Source organism: Streptomyces sp. NPDC006872, assembly GCF_040635845.1.
In the GTDB taxonomy this organism is placed as follows: Bacteria; Actinomycetota; Actinomycetes; order Streptomycetales; family Streptomycetaceae; genus Streptomyces.
The window spans coordinates 25,185-39,845 of the sequence record NZ_JBEYIL010000029.1 but is presented as its reverse complement, the minus strand read 5'-3'; the positions used below and the strand labels follow the sequence as shown (position 1 = coordinate 39,845).

The 14,661-nt window shown below is 69.6% G+C and carries 16 protein-coding genes; 11 read left to right on the top strand and 5 right to left on the bottom strand.

The window, feature by feature from the left end:
- Nucleotides 1-262: 262 nt before the first annotated feature.
- A complete protein-coding gene (locus ABZ725_RS48370; protein ID WP_358808756.1) occupies nucleotides 263-1,468 on the top strand; it encodes a ParA family protein in 1,206 nt (401 codons plus the stop codon).
- A complete protein-coding gene (locus ABZ725_RS48365; RefSeq protein WP_358808755.1) occupies nucleotides 1,465-2,394 on the top strand; it encodes a ParB/RepB/Spo0J family partition protein in 930 nt (309 codons plus the stop codon). Before ABZ725_RS48370 ends, ABZ725_RS48365 begins: the two co-directional genes overlap by 4 nt.
- Before the next feature lie 246 nt (nucleotides 2,395-2,640).
- Here the strand turns inward: ABZ725_RS48365 and ABZ725_RS48360 are convergent, their stop codons facing one another.
- Nucleotides 2,641-3,207 carry a hypothetical protein gene (locus ABZ725_RS48360; protein WP_358808754.1) on the bottom strand — a complete coding sequence of 189 codons (567 nt, stop codon included), beginning with the start codon at nucleotides 3,205-3,207 and terminating at the stop codon, nucleotides 2,641-2,643.
- Nucleotides 3,208-3,455: 248 nt separating this feature from the next.
- Between ABZ725_RS48360 and ABZ725_RS48355 the strand changes: the two genes are divergently transcribed.
- The 4 genes from ABZ725_RS48355 to ABZ725_RS48340 all read left to right on the top strand — a co-directional run bounded on the left by ABZ725_RS48355 (nucleotide 3,456) and on the right by ABZ725_RS48340 (nucleotide 7,592).
- Nucleotides 3,456-4,349, top strand: a complete 894-nt coding sequence (locus tag ABZ725_RS48355) for a PIN domain-containing protein (RefSeq protein ID WP_358808753.1) — start codon at nucleotides 3,456-3,458, stop codon at nucleotides 4,347-4,349.
- 66 nt (nucleotides 4,350-4,415) lie between these two features.
- The gene (locus ABZ725_RS48350; RefSeq protein WP_358808752.1) at nucleotides 4,416-5,195 is read left to right on the top strand and encodes a DUF6292 family protein; all 780 of its coding nucleotides are present in this window, start codon (nucleotides 4,416-4,418) and stop codon (nucleotides 5,193-5,195) included.
- 256 nt (nucleotides 5,196-5,451) lie between these two features.
- Nucleotides 5,452-7,275, top strand: coding sequence for a MobF family relaxase (gene mobF / locus ABZ725_RS48345; RefSeq protein ID WP_358808751.1), 1,824 nt, complete (start codon nucleotides 5,452-5,454; stop codon nucleotides 7,273-7,275).
- Nucleotides 7,272-7,592: a hypothetical protein gene (locus ABZ725_RS48340; RefSeq protein ID WP_358808750.1), complete on the top strand. Its 321-nt coding sequence runs from the start codon at nucleotides 7,272-7,274 to the stop codon at nucleotides 7,590-7,592. Before mobF ends, ABZ725_RS48340 begins: the two co-directional genes overlap by 4 nt.
- 538 nt (nucleotides 7,593-8,130) lie before the next feature.
- On the opposite strand, the gene ABZ725_RS48335 is transcribed toward ABZ725_RS48340, so the two are convergent.
- Both ABZ725_RS48335 and ABZ725_RS48330 read right to left on the bottom strand, forming a co-directional pair.
- Nucleotides 8,131-8,580 (bottom strand): hypothetical protein, encoded by a 450-nt coding sequence (locus ABZ725_RS48335; protein ID WP_358808749.1) that lies wholly within the window; start codon nucleotides 8,578-8,580, stop codon nucleotides 8,131-8,133.
- Between the two features lie 9 nt (nucleotides 8,581-8,589).
- Entirely contained in the window at nucleotides 8,590-8,739 is a 150-nt protein-coding gene (locus ABZ725_RS48330) for a hypothetical protein (protein ID WP_358808748.1), read from the bottom strand.
- 102 nt (nucleotides 8,740-8,841) lie between these two features.
- Here ABZ725_RS48330 and ABZ725_RS48325 point away from each other — a divergent pair, with 102 nt between their 5' ends.
- The 4 genes from ABZ725_RS48325 (at nucleotide 8,842) to ABZ725_RS48310 (ending at nucleotide 11,159) form a co-directional block, all read left to right on the top strand.
- On the top strand, nucleotides 8,842-9,054 hold the full coding sequence (locus tag ABZ725_RS48325; protein WP_358808747.1) for a hypothetical protein: 213 nt from the start codon (nucleotides 8,842-8,844) through the stop codon (nucleotides 9,052-9,054).
- A 5-nt stretch (nucleotides 9,055-9,059) separates the two neighbouring features.
- On the top strand, nucleotides 9,060-9,308 hold the full coding sequence (locus ABZ725_RS48320; RefSeq protein ID WP_358808746.1) for a hypothetical protein: 249 nt from the start codon (nucleotides 9,060-9,062) through the stop codon (nucleotides 9,306-9,308).
- A gap of 359 nt (nucleotides 9,309-9,667) precedes the next feature.
- Complete coding sequence (locus ABZ725_RS48315) at nucleotides 9,668-10,486, top strand: replication-relaxation family protein (RefSeq protein ID WP_358808745.1); 819 nt, start codon at nucleotides 9,668-9,670, stop codon at nucleotides 10,484-10,486.
- 184 nt (nucleotides 10,487-10,670) lie between these two features.
- A complete protein-coding gene (locus ABZ725_RS48310) occupies nucleotides 10,671-11,159 on the top strand; it encodes a hypothetical protein (protein ID WP_358808744.1) in 489 nt (162 codons plus the stop codon).
- Between the two features lie 3 nt (nucleotides 11,160-11,162).
- Here ABZ725_RS48310 and ABZ725_RS48305 read toward each other — a convergent pair whose 3' ends face one another.
- Together ABZ725_RS48305 and ABZ725_RS48300 are read right to left on the bottom strand one after the other, a co-directional pair.
- Nucleotides 11,163-12,146, bottom strand: coding sequence for a hypothetical protein (locus ABZ725_RS48305; protein WP_358808743.1), 984 nt, complete (start codon nucleotides 12,144-12,146; stop codon nucleotides 11,163-11,165).
- Nucleotides 12,147-12,189: 43 nt separating this feature from the next.
- A complete protein-coding gene (locus tag ABZ725_RS48300) occupies nucleotides 12,190-13,557 on the bottom strand; it encodes a transcriptional regulator (protein ID WP_358808742.1) in 1,368 nt (455 codons plus the stop codon).
- A gap of 205 nt (nucleotides 13,558-13,762) precedes the next feature.
- On the opposite strand from ABZ725_RS48300, the gene ABZ725_RS48295 reads away from it, so the two are divergent.
- Nucleotides 13,763-14,638 (top strand): aspartyl/asparaginyl beta-hydroxylase domain-containing protein, encoded by an 876-nt coding sequence (locus ABZ725_RS48295; RefSeq protein WP_358808741.1) that lies wholly within the window; start codon nucleotides 13,763-13,765, stop codon nucleotides 14,636-14,638.
- The last annotated feature ends 23 nt before the right edge of the window (nucleotides 14,639-14,661 follow it).

The following is a 14,661-nucleotide window of genomic DNA, read 5'->3' as shown; positions in this document are numbered from 1 at the left end:
TGCACTCGACCTGGGCACCCTGAGCCTGAGCAACCGAACCCAAGAAGGCCCGTCTCTCCGCCGTTCAAGGCGGGGAGACGGGCCTTTTTGCGTTTCAGGGGACCCCACGGCAGATGCTTGTCGTCCGGCCTCGCCCGTAGGCCTCGCAAGCTCTGGGTGCTTACCGGGTAAGCACCCAGACGTAGAGGAGCTAACGTCAGGACGGGTGAATACTGGACCATTCTGACGTCTGCCGATCTCCAGCGGCAGTATGCTGCCGCGCATGGCATCTCCGACATCGGGAGGTGAGCGGGAGAAGCTCGTGTCAAAGCTGCCCGCCTCCCTCCGACAAGCCCTCAAAGTCCGGGCGGCGCAGCTCAGTACAGACGTTCAGGACGCCGTCACTGCCGGCATCAAAGCATGGCGTGCCCACCCGGATCCGCTCCCCGCAGTCGACACGGCAGGAGCCGAGTCATTCGGAACCTGGCTGCCCGAAGGCCTGTACGACGACTTCAAGCAGGACTGCATCGCCCGTAGCGTCTCCTACATCCAAGGCCTCGCCCAAGCCGTCGCCCTCTGGCTTGAGCAGAACCCGGCAGACGACGAGACCGCCCCCACGCGGCGCATCATCGTCTGCAACCAAAAAGGCGGAGTGGGGAAGACCGCCGTCACGGCCGGCCTCGCCCAGGCGCTCGCAGAAGACCCCCAGCATTGGTCAAGCAAGGCCGGCGATGCAGAGGACCTAGCCCGGTGGGCAGCCCGGCTAGGGCTTCGCGTCCTCATGGTCGACTACGACCCCCAAGGACACCTCTCCCACCAACTGGGCCTCAAAGCCATCCCCGCCGGCGGGGAAAGCCTCATCACACACATGCTCAACAGAGAGCAGGCGCGCACCGCCCTGATCGACCTCACCGTCGTCATAGACGAGCCACGCTTCGGCGACCGGCTCCGCATCCTGCCCGCAGCATTCGACGCCTTCCTGCTCGACTCCGGCCTCACCATGTTCCGAGGCCCCCGGCACGCCGCCCTCGAACGGGCCCTGGCGCCGCTGGAAGAACACTTCGACGTCATCGTCATCGACTCCCCGCCCAGCCTGGGGCTCGCCATGGATGCCGCCATCTACTACGGCCGACGCCGCGACGGAGAAAAGCCCAGCTCCTCCGGCCTGGTCATCCCTGTCGAAGCCGAAGACACCTCCGCACAGGCCTACGGCATGCTCATCAACCAAGTCGTATCCCTCGCCGCTGACTACGACATCGAGGTTGAGCAGCTCGGTCTCGTGGTCAACAAGTACGACTCGCGCCGCGGCTACATCGCCACTTCCTCACTCGACAAGTGGAAGAGCCTCGGAGCACCGCCCGTCCTCGCGGTCATCGGCGACCTGAAGGAGCAGCGGGAAGCCGTACGTCTTCAGAAGGCGCTTCTCGCCTACTCTCCCGAATCTGACCAGGCCCACCACATGCGAGAGATCGCCCGGAGGCTGACATGAGCAAAGCCGACGCCCTCGGCGGCTCCGCCACGTTCGACGCCGTTGCCCAGCCCATGAGCAGCCGCGCCGCCAGTTTCGCCGCCTTCTCCGGACAGGCCAGCACACCCGTCACAGGCCATAGTTCACCCCAGACACCGAAGGTCCCCGTCGACCAGCTGGCGGCGAACCCCTACAACCCCCGCGCCACCCTTGCGGCCATAGAGGAGATGGCGGACAGCCTCGCAAGCAGAGGCATCATCCAGCCCCTCACCGTCGTCACTCGCGAAGCCTTCCTGGCAGCACACCCCAACCACGCCTCAGACCTCGCATCAGCGAACTATGTCGTCGTCGACGGCAACCGCCGCCTCGCTGGCGCCAAGCTCGCGGGTCTTGACGACGCCCCCGTCCATATCGACGACACCCTCGCCCAAGACGCCGACACTCTGCTGGAAACTGCCCTCACCGCAGCCGTCCAACACGAAGACCTGGAACCGCTCGACGAGGCCAAGGCACTTGAGCGGCTCGTTGAAGTGCACGGTTCACAGCGTGCGGTGGCACGGACGCTGGGGAAGTCCAGTGGCTGGGTCACCCAGCGCCTCGCCCTTCTGAAACTCACCCCAGAGCTGAAGAAAGCCCTCGAGGACAAGACGCTCCCTGTGAAGGTTGCCCGCACGGTCGGCCAGCTCCCCGAACAGCAGCAGCAGAGCGCAGCTGACGAAGCGCTGGCGCAGCGAGCGAAGCAGAAGAGCGAGTCCGCAAGGAAGCCGAGGAGTGCTTACCCGGTAAGCACTCCTACGGCCTCAAATGCCAGTGCTCCTCAAAGCAAGACTGCCAGCCCTCCCGACGGCACGCCCCCGGAAGACAACCTGATGGCCCTGGCCACAGAACTGAAGCGACGCCTCACCCCCCAGCAGCTCGAAGAACTGGCTGAGCTGCTCCTCAGCTAAGGATCGTGGCCAGCACGAGGACAACAAGATCAACAGGTGCTTACCCGGTAAGCACCTAGGGGAGCTGCAGACACTGAACGCCAAGAACAGTGAGGGGCGGCAGCCGGAAGAATTCGGCTGCCGCCCCTCAGCGTGAGGGCCAGGGCCGGGACCAGCCGAGGTGCAGGCGCTGGTGAAAGCTGTGGCGCCGGGCGAGGGCGAGGCGGTAAAGGCCATCGATGCATGGGGACAGCGACGACTTCGTTCTCACTCCCGCGTCAGCCGACGCTCTTCCCCATCTCGCTGCACGCCGCACTCAGCGATCTGCCTGCCGACGAACTGCCATGTGGGCTCTCGCTGGCCCTCAGGCACGGGCCTGCCCATCAGCCCGGCGAGCAGATCGAGTGCTTCCTGGCTGACGTAACGGTCGGGGTCGGGAGACTGGAGGTGACGGCGCAGCAGGTCCGCGTCCAGTCCTTGCTCCTGGAGATACGCGGCCAGGGTGCCGATCAGCAGGAAGTTGTAGGCGAGAGCGTCGGTGAGGGCGTAGAGCACCAGACGGTGCCAATCCCCCGGCCGTTCGATGTGCTGGTGTGCCGCGCGGACGGCGTCATCCAGGTGTCGCTGGCCCCAGCGAACAAAGTCCTGGACAAGGGCGATCAGCTCTCCCGGTACAACCGTCGCGCTTGCCTCGCTGCGCGGCACCCTTGCCGCGGTTCGGGCCTGCGGAGTGGGCGGGAGAGTGTTGCGGATGTCCTGCAGCGCTGCCCGACGGTTCACCCCAGTGAGACTTTCCTGCCGTCGCGCCGCGTTCTTCCGTGCGTGTGATGCCATCGTGGTCCTCGTGCGCGATCCCATGACATGGCGCGGACAGTGGCTAGCCACGAACCCTCTGCTGCGATGACGCGGCGCGTCTAGGGCCTACAAATCCTCCGGTCATGGGCCGGAGGATCTCAGCCGGGCACCGTCGCGGCAGCGTCAGGCGGCACCAGCGACCTCAACGAGCTGATGCCGCATGGGTCACGGAACCCGAGATTCGAAGTAGAGGCCTGGCGTGTGGCGGCATGAAGGATGATCGGGCCATGCCCAAGAAGCCGCCGCCCCCTACTTACGTCGACCAGCTGCTGTCCGAGCTGGTGGACATCGAGACCTCCTATGCCTCGATCCTGGGCGACTCCCAAGTGCGAGAGCGGCAGTTGGATCTAGGGGCGGTGCAGGTCTTCGGTCATCCATGGGCCTGGGTGCCAAGCACTCCCGAGGTCGAGGCCAGCCGGATGGAACTCCTGCGGCAGGTACGCGACTGGGCACCGCGGTTCCGGCTTCTCTTCCCTCATCCCACGCCAGCTGTACAGCGCAGCATGGACGACGGGATCCGGCTGCTCGAGGACTGGCTGGTCCGCGAAGGCAGAGTGAAGAACCGCGCGCCCAAGGACATCCCCGGAGCAGTGACGCGGCTAGGGGAGACCATGGCCGCACTGCGTGGGCTCGTTGAGCTGCTGCCGCAGGACGACTGGCCGGTGCGGCTGGTCGTTGACACCAACGCCTTGATGGATGACCCCGACGTCACGGTCTATCAGGACGTCGTCGATAGCCCGCGCTACATGGTGCACCTCCTGCCCGTGGTGCTCCGCGAGATCGACGACCTCAAGCGCAGCAACAACCGCCCCGAGCGCCGGGAGGCCGCGAAGAAGGCTGACCGGAGGCTGAAGGCGATGCGCGACAACGGAGACGTCCGCAAGGGTGCCCGCGTCGCGGGCGACGTCTACGCCGTCTTCGAGCACATCGAACCCCGCGCCGACGGGCTCCCCACCTGGCTGGACTTGGACGTCCCCGACGACCGCTTCATCGCCTCCGCACTGCTGCTGCAGTCCGCACACCCCGGCTCCAAGCTGTACGCCGCGACCAGTGACATCAACCTGCAGACCAAACTCGCGGCGGTCGGCCTCCCCTACGTCGAGGGTCCTGCCGCCACGTGAACCGACGGCTGACTGTCGTCAGGACGCCTACCTGACCACCATCAACTTCGAAGGAGCAGCTCTCGCATGGGCGAACCGATCCCCACGGATCGCGATCGGGCGATCTACCACCGCACCGGCCACTACCTGACCGACGTCGCCGAACTCCTCCTGCGCGACGGCTACCCCGTGATCCATGCAGGCTCCTGCCAGCCCGAGCACATGAACGACCTCGAAGATGACGGCGGCGGGTACGTCGACCTCGCTCCCGAGGTCCTCGCCCAGGTGAACGGGGCGCAGCAGAACGCCATGGAGCTGCACCTTGCATGGGACACCAGCAGCGGCTGGGCCCTCGTCACGGAGATCCCTAAAGCCAAAGACGTCACCCGCTGGATGGGAGCCGGCCTCACCCCGGCCCCCGCGAAGGTGGCTGGGTTCTTCCTCGCCGGCCTCCTGGACTTTCACAGCGCTGGCAGCGACGAACGCCCCTACTACCGGAAGCCCGGCCACGACCTCGACGGCCTGGCCGAACGCCTCGCGCCCTTCGACAGGAAAGGCTCCTTCAGGGATCGCTTCCACCATGCGCGGAACGCCGCAGCCGAGCGCCTGGCCATCGACGCCATGCTCTCCGAAGACACCGTCGTCTCCATTCCAGTGCGCGCCGGGGAACTCAAGGCCCTCCAGCAGCTTGCCCAGTTCGTCGATATGAGCGAGGCACTGCGCGGTGTCGCCGTACAACTCATCGCGGACCTGAAAGCCAGAGCGTCCTCAACGAGCGACGAGGGCCAGATCGAGTCCGTCAGGTCACACAGCACCGGGGTGGCACAGGCCAAGGAGATACGTCGGATAGGGCGCGGTCGTGGCTGATCCTGCCGCAGCGCAGTATTCGCACGGACCGAACCCAGCCGCGTTCGGTCCGTGCGAAGCGCTCCAATTGGTGGGCTCCTCTTCGCCCTGAGCTCAGGGGCACGACTCCGCACGGGGCGTTGGCCACCCGTCCACGGCTGGCGTGACGGCCCGCCTGACGGGCGTGGCAGTAAAGATCTGGTGATGGTCTCCCGCCCGGCGGGAAGGACCCCGGATCGCGCTTTTTCGCACGTCAGCGCCGGGGTTCCATGGGCCGATGATCAGCCAAACGAAGATCCGTCCGGGAGACGGGCGCTATCTCTTCTGCGGCGTGATGGTCGGAGACGGCCACCGTGCTGCGGGCACGTCGCTGCGCGCCGCCCAGGACGAAGCCGGTGTCCCGCCCGGGATCTGGAAGGGCCAGGGCCTGGCCGCAGTCGGTCTCAAGGCCGGGGACGTGGTGACCGAGCGGCAGGCCGAACTGCTCCTGGGGGAAGGCCGGCACCCGGACGCCGACCGGATCGAGTCCGAGCTCCTCGCGCAGGGCAAGAGCCCGTCCTATGCCCGGCGGGCGACCGTGCTGGGCAGGCCCATCGAGCACAACCGCTCACCCGAGACCGACAAGGCCAAGGAGCGGATCCCCTGGCTCGGCATGCACCTGGTGTTCCGGCCCCCGCCGACGGCCCACATCGCGTGGGCGCTGATGGGTCACGAGATCCGCCTGGTGCTGGAGCTGTGCCAGGACATCGCCCGGGACAAGACGCTGGCGTGGCTGGAGGATGCAGTCGCTCAGATCCGCTGGAAGGGCGGCGGCAAGCACCGGGCCGGTGTCCGGGACGGGCTGATCGTCGCGGTCTTCCGGCACTACGAGTCCAGAGCCGCGGAGTCGAAGCCCCTTCTCCACGATCATGCGCTGGTCTCGATCCGTGTCCGGCGGCCGGACGACAAGGGAACGTGGGGCAACTTGTCGGCGGATTCGATGCTGGCCCACATCGTCGCGGCCGACACCCTCTACACCCTGTACTTCATGGAGGAGGTGTCCGCCCGGCTCGGGTGGGCGTGGGAGCCGCGCGAGGTGACGCCCGGCCGCAGGCCCGTCATGGAGCTGGCGGGCATCGACCAGCGGCTCATCGACTGGCAGTCGACCCGCCGCCAGCAGATCGAGGACGCGCTGTCCGTCCTCACCGCCAACTACGAGAAGAAGCAGGGGCACCCGCCGGGGGAGCGGGCCGCCTACGCACTGGGCTGCCAGGCCGCCGACCGGACACGTCCGCCGAAGCGCACGGAACTGCTGTCGCTGACCGAGCTGCGCGAGCGATGGCGCGACTCAGCGATCCGGGCCCACGGCGTCGACGTCATCGACCGGCTGGCGGAGCGGGCGCGGGCGGTGGCCGCAGCGGTGTGGGCGCGGGTCCGGCCGGTGGTCGACATAGCGCTGGCCGCCGTCGACGTCGTCGCCGTGGTGTACGTGATGCGCGGCGCGTTCAAGCGCCACCACCTGCTCGCCGAAGCCCGCCGCCATCTCTCCTACGTCATGCGCGGCCGACCCCACCGGCCCGGCGTGGACGAACAGATCGTGCAGACCGTCGTCGACGACTACACCCGCCCCGTCGGCCGGGGCCGGATGATGACCGCCGACCTGCGCGCCCTGTACCCGCGCGACACCGAGGACCAGGCCGTGCTGCGCCCGCTGACCCGCAAACGGACCGCCCCGCCGTACGAGCGGGCCCGCCTCGCCGCCGGTGCGCTGAGGGCCAGGGTCCACGCGGTGCGCCGCGCTGACCGCCTGGGCTCCCGCTCCAGGCCGCACGCCGTCGCCGTGTCCGCTGCCCCAAGGTCTCCTCTGCGGCCGACCCGTACGGACCGGAAGGCCGGCCGCGTCCCCGAGCAGGCGACTGACGTCGCCGCGATGGATCAGACCCGCCGGACGTTCGAGGCCGCCGCCGCCAAGATGGCCGCCAAGCTCAACGACGGCGTCCGGGAACGCGCCGTCGCCCACGGCCCCCGACCGCAGCCCACCGCGCCGACGACCCCGCCGACGCACACCCAACAGCCCGGCGCTCAGCCCCCGCCGGGCCCGACCCCAGGAGGAGTCGCATGAGCACCCCGGAACAACCCAGCTTCGAGGACGCCCTCGCTCGCGCCCGCGAAGCCTCCAAAGAACTGGCCGCCGTCCTCGATGAGCCGCCGCCGTGGGAGCCGGTCTGGAAGCGGCCCCGGAAGCCGAAGTCGAAGGCGGAGAAGAAGCGAGAGCTGCGCAAGCAGCGCAGGCGGCTCCAGGACGCCGGCCGCCGCCGCCTCGCCGCCGGAGAGTCCCGCCGGCCCCGCGCCCGGCAGGGCCGGATCGGCAACGCCGCCGCACGCCGCGACGCCCGCGCCCTGTCCCGGGTGCGGCACTCCACCGCCTGGTTGTGGTGACGATGCACGACATCGTCCACCGAGTGGAACCCGCGATGTCCGGCATCCAGTGGCGAACGACATCGAGTGGAGCCCACTCAGTGGAGCCCACCGAGTGGACTCCACTACTTCGGTGCGCACCGTCGATGTCCGCCATCGCACCCGGTGCGCACCTGCGCGCGGCGCCGCACCGGATGCGCACCGCCCGACCTGGGTGCCCGGCCCGACCTTTACCAGGTCGGGCCGGGCACCCGTTTTTTCTAGACCATCCTCGCTACCCGGCACGTTTCCCCTTGACAGCTCCCGCCACAGCCGCCGAAAGGGTCACGGACAAGGGGGTGTGTGATATGGGCACCCGGCCGGGTTCCGGTGCGCACCAGGTGCGGTGCACGGTGAGGCTGGTGCGCGAGTGCGGTGCGGACGATGCGCACCATGCGCCGCACCACCTGGGAGTGGCGCGCACCCGATGCGCGCGGCGCGGCGCACGGTGCGCATGGTGTGCCGCGCCGCCCGGCGGTGGGGCGCACCATGCGCGCACCACCGCCGTCCCGGATGCGCTCTACGCGGTGGTCCGGCGCACCGGGTGCGCTTCCATCGCCTGCTCCATCCCGACGGCCTCCAACTGGCGGAGCACGTCGGCGACGTCGCCGTGCTCCTCGGTGAGGATGTTCTCGGTGAAGCGGACGATGGTCTGGGCGATGCCCGGCGGGAAAGCCGGGCAGGCGCCGTCGCCGTGGCACAGGACCTCCAGGAGCAGTCGCCCGAGCGCCGCTGCCAGGAAGGAGTGCGCACACGGCTCCTCGTCACGGTCGTCCACGGCGGTGATCGGGATGAAGATGCGCGCGGCTACGTCCAGGAGCAGCCGGCGCATCTCTATGCCCGTGTCCTCGATGACCGCGCAGGCGGTGTCGATGTCCCCGGCCTGCATCGCCCGGATGTAGGCGAAGGCGCTGGCGATGTCGTCCGGTGCCATCGGAGCGAGCGGCGTGGTGACGGTGTTCTCGGGCATGACAGCTCCTCACGTACGGGCCGCCCCGCTGATCGCGGCGACCTTGGAACCGATGCTCGGGTCGCGGCCCTGTGGACAGAGTCCGCGCACCGTCGGTGAGCGCCACCTTGTGGCTGTCGCGCCGCGTTTCTCCTTGACCTGGTCCGCTACGTGCGACATACCGCCCATTTTGATTGGGGAGAAATCTCCGTCCCGGCACGCTGAGCGACGACCGAGGAAAAGCCGCTGCCGGGCGGGGCGCGCCGCTGGGAGACTTCGGGGATGACCACGCAGCGGCTGCCGTTCCCGGTCCCGGACGAACGCGCCCACCTCTTCGTCGACAGCTACGCCGACATGCACGACCTCGTTGAGGACCTGGTCGTGCCCGCCGGCGTACCCGAAGCCGCGGCGACGGTCCTGCACACGGCCCGCGAGCTGCTGCGCCAGTCGTACTACTGCTACGAGTTCTCCACCGTGGCGGTCAGCACTCCCTGATCGCGGTGGAGATCGTGCTGCGCGACCGCATCCCGGACGCGGGCAAGAAGCCGCTCTACCAGGTCATCAAGCAGGGGGCCGATGACGGGATCCTGACGGCCCGGCAGGCCGAATACCTCGACTACGGCCGCCAGATCCGCAACGGCATGGCACACGGCCAGACCACGCACACGGTGATGCCCCCGGCCATGGCGGTGCCGATGGTGACCACCTCGTTCACGATCGTCACCGAGCTCTGTACCGCGCCCGCCTGATGATCACGTCTGGGTAAAGGCGTCCGATGGAATGTCACACGAGCATGATCATCCGGACCTTTATGAGGTGACAGCGGATCTCTGTCGGGAGAGCCGCGCACCTGATGAGGAGCTCCACCGTGACGTACACCAGCAGCGCCCGGCAGCCCGAACCGGAGCCGCGCCCCACCTCGACAAGGGGTGCTGAGCACCCGTTGGGCGGCGCGGGAAGCAGTGCCGCGTCCAGTGCCGCGAACGATTCCAACGTCGTTCCCATCACCGCAGCTCACACCGCCCGCCAGGGTCTCCACCGGCACGCCGACACCTCTCTCCCTTCCCCTGAAGAGTCAGCGAAGGGGAAGAAGTCCACTCCCACGGCCGTGAAGGTTCGGGCCGACGCGCTGCGGATGCTGGGGTGCGTGCGGATAGCCACGGTGCAGCAGATGGCTCAGGTGATCACGGCAGAGGACAAGGACGGCCGGTCGTACGTGCGCAGGGCGATGTCGAAACTGGCGGAGCTCGGACTGGCGGAGACGAACGGCAAGGACGGCAAGCACCCGATCTGGAACCTGACTCCGGCGGGGCAGAAGGCTCTGGCCGACGGCAACGAGCTGCCGTCCCGCCCGAAGGCCGGCACCGGAGCGAAGGCCGTTCGCGCCGGGTTCGGCCCGCACGGCGTCGCGGTGACCGACACGATCCTCGCCTACGGCAACCGGCGCTCCCTGACCGACTGGCAAGTGGAGGTGAACCACGCCATCAAGGAGATCGGCCTGAGCTTCAACACCGACGCAGTCCTCGCCCAGCCCACCGCGACCAGCGAGGTCCGCCTCTTCGAACTCGACAACGGCACCATGTCCCAGGCCCGCCTCGCCCGTGAGGTCTGGGACTACGAGCGCTACGCCGGGCACCGCGTCTGGGAGGGAGCCCGCGGCACCAACGGCCGCACGTTCCCGTTCTGGCAGCGCCACCGCTACACCCGCTCCGAACGCTTCCCGCGGCTGCACGTCGTCCTGGCGGGCAAGGAGGAGCACCTGCTCGACAACCGCCGCCAGGCGCTCACCGCCGACGTCCAGGGCATCGCCATCGCGGTGTGGGTGAACACCCTGCCCCGGCTGCAGCGCGGCGAGCCCTGGTACGAGATCGGCGTCGACGCCCCGGACCGGCGCCGCGAGCGATACCCCGAGCCCGCCGGCCGCTGACGCCGCACGCGACGCCGGGCACGCCCTCGCTGCGAAGGGGGCTGTCCGCTGTCCGGCCCGGCGGGCGGAACGGGCACCGAAGTCACCGTGCCACCGCGCGGGACGACCGGGATCCAGGCACGCACTGTGCCCCGGCCACGGCGTACCAAGGAGACGTCGACGCAATAGCCAGCTGAGGAGACCCGTGAGCATCAGGCGCAACAGGCGGGACAAGCACGAGGACATCGGGGCCGCGGCTGCCTGGCCGTACGGCCCAGGCACCTACATGTGGAACGCGCTGGCACGGCTGCGCAGTACGCACAGCGACCCTGTCGTCGGCCTCGAGCCGTTCGCCCTGCCGGCGGGTGCCCTGTCCTTCGTCCAGGCACCGGACGTCGTCCTCGCGTCGCGGATACAGCTGACCGGGACGCAGACCACCAGCGACCTACACGACATGATCTCCACCGCCACGCGCGGCATCAGTTGGGACGCCCGGACCCTCGGGCCCGATGTGGCGCTGGACATCATGGTGGGCAGGCGCCACGACCTCGCCCTGCACAAGGACCATCTGACCGGCCTTACCCGGCTCCTGCTGGACGCCGCCGACACCATCGGCACGCCGGGAACTGCCCGTTCGGGCCGCTGTTTCCACTGCGGCGGGAGCGGGCTCGCCCGCCCGCTGTGGAAGCGGTAGTTGTCAGCCGGTCACGACGTCGCGTAGTTCCCGTACGGCGCGTTCGCGGTGGTGCTGGGCGGGGATCGCTTCGTACAGGTCCAGGGCGCGGCGGCGGACCAGGCCGGTGCGGTAGTCCACGGGCAGTGCGGTGAGGGCGTCGACCGTACGGCGGCACGCCTGCTCGGTGTCGCCGTCGTGATGGGCACAGGCGGCGCCGTCGATGTTCAGCAGAGTGCGCGTCATGGCGCTGGTCGGCGCGGACAGCTCCAGGGCGCGCTGATGGCTCTCGTTCGCGCGGCGGGTGTCCCCGAGGGTGGTGAAGGCGTGGCTGAGGTGGACGTGGTGTTTCTGCTCGCCGTACGTCAGCCAGGTGTCCGACCGCTCGCTCTCGGGGAGCCGGTTCATGAGGGCGTCGGCGGCCTCGAGCGCGGCGCGGGCCTGCTCGCTCTGGTGGTTGAGGGCGTAGGCGCGGGCGGCGACGGCGGCCGCCAGGGTCGCCGCAGCGGTGGGCCGGTGCCCGGCGACGTGACGGGCCCGTTCGGCGAGGCCGGCCGCCGCCTTCGGGGCACCGTAGTTGAGCGGGACCATCGCCTCGCGGGCGAGGACCCAAGCGTGCAGCTGGTCGTCGCCGGATTCGGCGGCGGCCTGGGCGGCGGTCGCGAACCAGGCACGGGACTCGCGGCGGCTGCCCAGGTCGTGTAAGACGATCGCGGTCATCCCGGCCATCTGTCCGGCCGTGCGGCACAGCCGCGCCCGGACCGGTGCGGGCTGCGGGACGGTGAGCAGCGGGCGCAGGGTTGTGAAGTCCGTGACCAGGTCGGCCAGCACGCTGTTGGGCTGCTGGCCGTGGTAGCCGTACCCGTAGCTCTCGGCAGCGGCCTCCAGGTCGGCCAGGTCCTGGGGAACGTCGGGGGAGATGATCTGGTCGGCGGCGGTGAGGGCGGCGAGTGCCGGTGCGGTGAGGCCGGCGGCCAGTGCGCCGCGCAGCAGGTTGCGGCGTTTCATGGGGTCATCTCCATGGTGGGACTCCGTTGAGAGCCGTAGGTGCTCACTCGGTGTCGGTGTAGTCCAGGAAGTCGGCGACGGCGGGGATGCCGCGACGGCGGGTGAGCTTCTTGCGCAGGTCTTCCAGCGTGCTGGTGCCGCGCGCGGAGGTGACGCCGCCCATCCGGTCGACGGCATCGTGCGCGGTGGCCACGGCGGCGTCGACGTCACCGAGACCGAGGTGCGCTTCGGCGAGCCGGGCCAGGTAGATGGCGTGACCTCGCGGGAAGGCGTCGCCGTTGTACGCCTCCTGGCTGGTGTGGACAGTAGAGGCTTCCAGGAAGTGGACGACGGCACGCTTGGGGTTGCCCAGATTGAGGGCGGAGCTCCCGATGAGCTGGTGGGCCTCACCGAGGTTGTACCAGTACACGCACGGCAGATCGTCCTCGATGGGAGCGGCGCTCTCGTAGGCGTCCAGGGCGGCGTTGGCGGACCGGTCGGCGGCCCGGGCGTCGCCGGCGTGCGCGTGGGCCCGGCAGGCGCGGGCGTGCAGCATGGAGGTCAGGCGGGCTGAGCCGGTCTTCGGCGCCTGCGACAGGGCGGCTTCGACGAGGTCGACCGCGCCGCGGGGGTCGCCGGTGGAGTAGTGCTGGATGGCCCAGAACGCGAGGGTGTTCGCCGCGACCACGTGATCGTCGGCGCTGGCTGCGGCCCGCAGGGCGGTGGAGTAGTGGCGTTCGGCGGCAGCCGCCTTCCCGCTGTCGTAGGCCGTCCAGCCCGCGCTGCGGGACGCTTCGGCCGCCGCGGCGAACAAGCGGCGCTCCACACCTTCGCCGAAGGACGCGTTCTTGAGGGTGGCCCTGATCATGCGGAGTTCGGTGCGGGCCGCGTCGTAGACGTCGCCGGATCCGACGGTGTCATCGAGCCGGCGCAGGCTCTCAAGGCGCCGCTCGAAGTGGTCGGGGACGTCCGTGCCGATCCGGCTGCCCGCAGTGGGGGCAGCCCCCGCCGGTGCGGCGGCTGACCATTGGGCCACGGTGGTGCCCAGGGTGACGGATGTGGTGATCAGAAACTTCCTGCGGTCCACCGGACCTCCTGTGATCTCCAGTGCCTGCACCGCCCCCGAGGTCGTCCACGGGAGGGTGAAGAGGGTGTGGTCCGGCACGGCCAGCAGCAGCCAGCCCGGCCAGCCATGGGCGTGGATCGCCTCGGGCGGGATGCCTTCCAGCGCGGCCATGGCGAGCTGGGTGTGGTAGCTGGGCGCGTAGACGCCCGCGATCCACCGGGACGCCTTCTCCTTGCGGTACGCCATCTGCCCGTACCCCATGCGCTGGTGCTGCTCGGCAACACGGAGCAGGTACGCCTCGGCCTTCGTCCCGCGCACGGCCAGCAGGTAGGCCAGCGGGTGGCGTTCAGCTGCGTCAGTGGTCACGGACCCATCCCTTTCGCGGGCGCGGGCGACACCAGTCTTCCGGCTCCCGGCGGGCGGGGGAAGGCCGCCCGGGGTGAACGGCAACCGGCGGCAACGACCCGCAACAGGCGGCAACGCCACCGCTCTGTGAGGCAGTTGGCGCCTGCGGTGTCCTTGCACGGCTGCCCGACAGGGCCGCGCTTCGACGACGTGTCAGGAGGACCCGATGGCGACCACATTCCCCGCAGCCGTCACGGCGGCGCAGACCGGCCCCGGGCGGGCGGAGGTGCTTGACCAGGTCGCCCGGCTGGTCGACCTGGAGGAGTCCGCGATCGAGCAGATGCGGGCTGAGGCGCTGGGAGCGCCGACGCGCGGCGTCGTCGCGTACGGCGAGTACCAGTCCGGCGGCTGGTGGACCACGTCGCTGATGAACCACTCCGACTCCGGTGACCCGCACGACGTCGTCATCGGCGACGGACGCCCCCAGCCCACCTCCTTACTCAAGGAGATGCCGGCCACCGCGCGGTTCCTCGACTCGCTGGGGCTGAACTTCATGTACGTGCGCCTGGCACGCCTGGAGCCGCACTCCTACCTGTGGGAACACCGCGACTACGCGGAACTTCTGGAGACCGACCGGCACCGCCTGCACATCCCGCTCGTCACCAACCCCTCCGCCGTCCTGGTCACCGCCGGCGCCCGGGTCCACATGGCGGCCGGATCCCTGTGGCGGCTGACGCCCTCGCAGGCCCACGGAGTCTGCAACACCACCGGCCCGGACCGGCTCCACCTGATCGCCGACGTCTACGCGGACGACGCCTACCAGGCCCTCGCCGCCCACCCGCACCTGCGCGACGGGGACACCGCCGACCTGCCGGAGATGACGGCGGCGGAGCGGGCCGGGCTCCTGGAGAAGGCCGGACAGCTCGCGGAGCTCGGCTTCACCGTCGCGGCGGAACAGACGCTGCTGCGCGCCTTCTACACCCACGCCCTGCCGGAGGGCGGCGCATACGACCTGATCGCCGAACTCCACGCGGGCTGCCGCGCGGACGCCGACGTGAGCCGCTGGCGGGCGGCGAAAGCGCACCTGCTCGCCCGCCCCTGACTCCGCCCCGATCCCTTCACCTG

Coding starts and splice junctions, on each gene's coding strand:
- ABZ725_RS48370 (WP_358808756.1), top strand. CDS start 263: ATGGCATCTCCGACATCGGGAGGTGAGCGGGAGAAGCTCGTGTCAAAG.
- ABZ725_RS48365 (WP_358808755.1), top strand. CDS start 1,465: ATGAGCAAAGCCGACGCCCTCGGCGGCTCCGCCACGTTCGACGCCGTT.
- ABZ725_RS48360 (WP_358808754.1), bottom strand. CDS start 3,207: ATGGCATCACACGCACGGAAGAACGCGGCGCGACGGCAGGAAAGTCTC.
- ABZ725_RS48355 (WP_358808753.1), top strand. CDS start 3,456: ATGCCCAAGAAGCCGCCGCCCCCTACTTACGTCGACCAGCTGCTGTCC.
- ABZ725_RS48350 (WP_358808752.1), top strand. CDS start 4,416: ATGGGCGAACCGATCCCCACGGATCGCGATCGGGCGATCTACCACCGC.
- mobF (WP_358808751.1), top strand. CDS start 5,452: ATGATCAGCCAAACGAAGATCCGTCCGGGAGACGGGCGCTATCTCTTC.
- ABZ725_RS48340 (WP_358808750.1), top strand. CDS start 7,272: ATGAGCACCCCGGAACAACCCAGCTTCGAGGACGCCCTCGCTCGCGCC.
- ABZ725_RS48335 (WP_358808749.1), bottom strand. CDS start 8,580: ATGCCCGAGAACACCGTCACCACGCCGCTCGCTCCGATGGCACCGGAC.
- ABZ725_RS48330 (WP_358808748.1), bottom strand. CDS start 8,739: ATGTCGCACGTAGCGGACCAGGTCAAGGAGAAACGCGGCGCGACAGCC.
- ABZ725_RS48325 (WP_358808747.1), top strand. CDS start 8,842: ATGACCACGCAGCGGCTGCCGTTCCCGGTCCCGGACGAACGCGCCCAC.
- ABZ725_RS48305 (WP_358808743.1), bottom strand. CDS start 12,146: ATGAAACGCCGCAACCTGCTGCGCGGCGCACTGGCCGCCGGCCTCACC.
- ABZ725_RS48295 (WP_358808741.1), top strand. CDS start 13,763: ATGGCGACCACATTCCCCGCAGCCGTCACGGCGGCGCAGACCGGCCCC.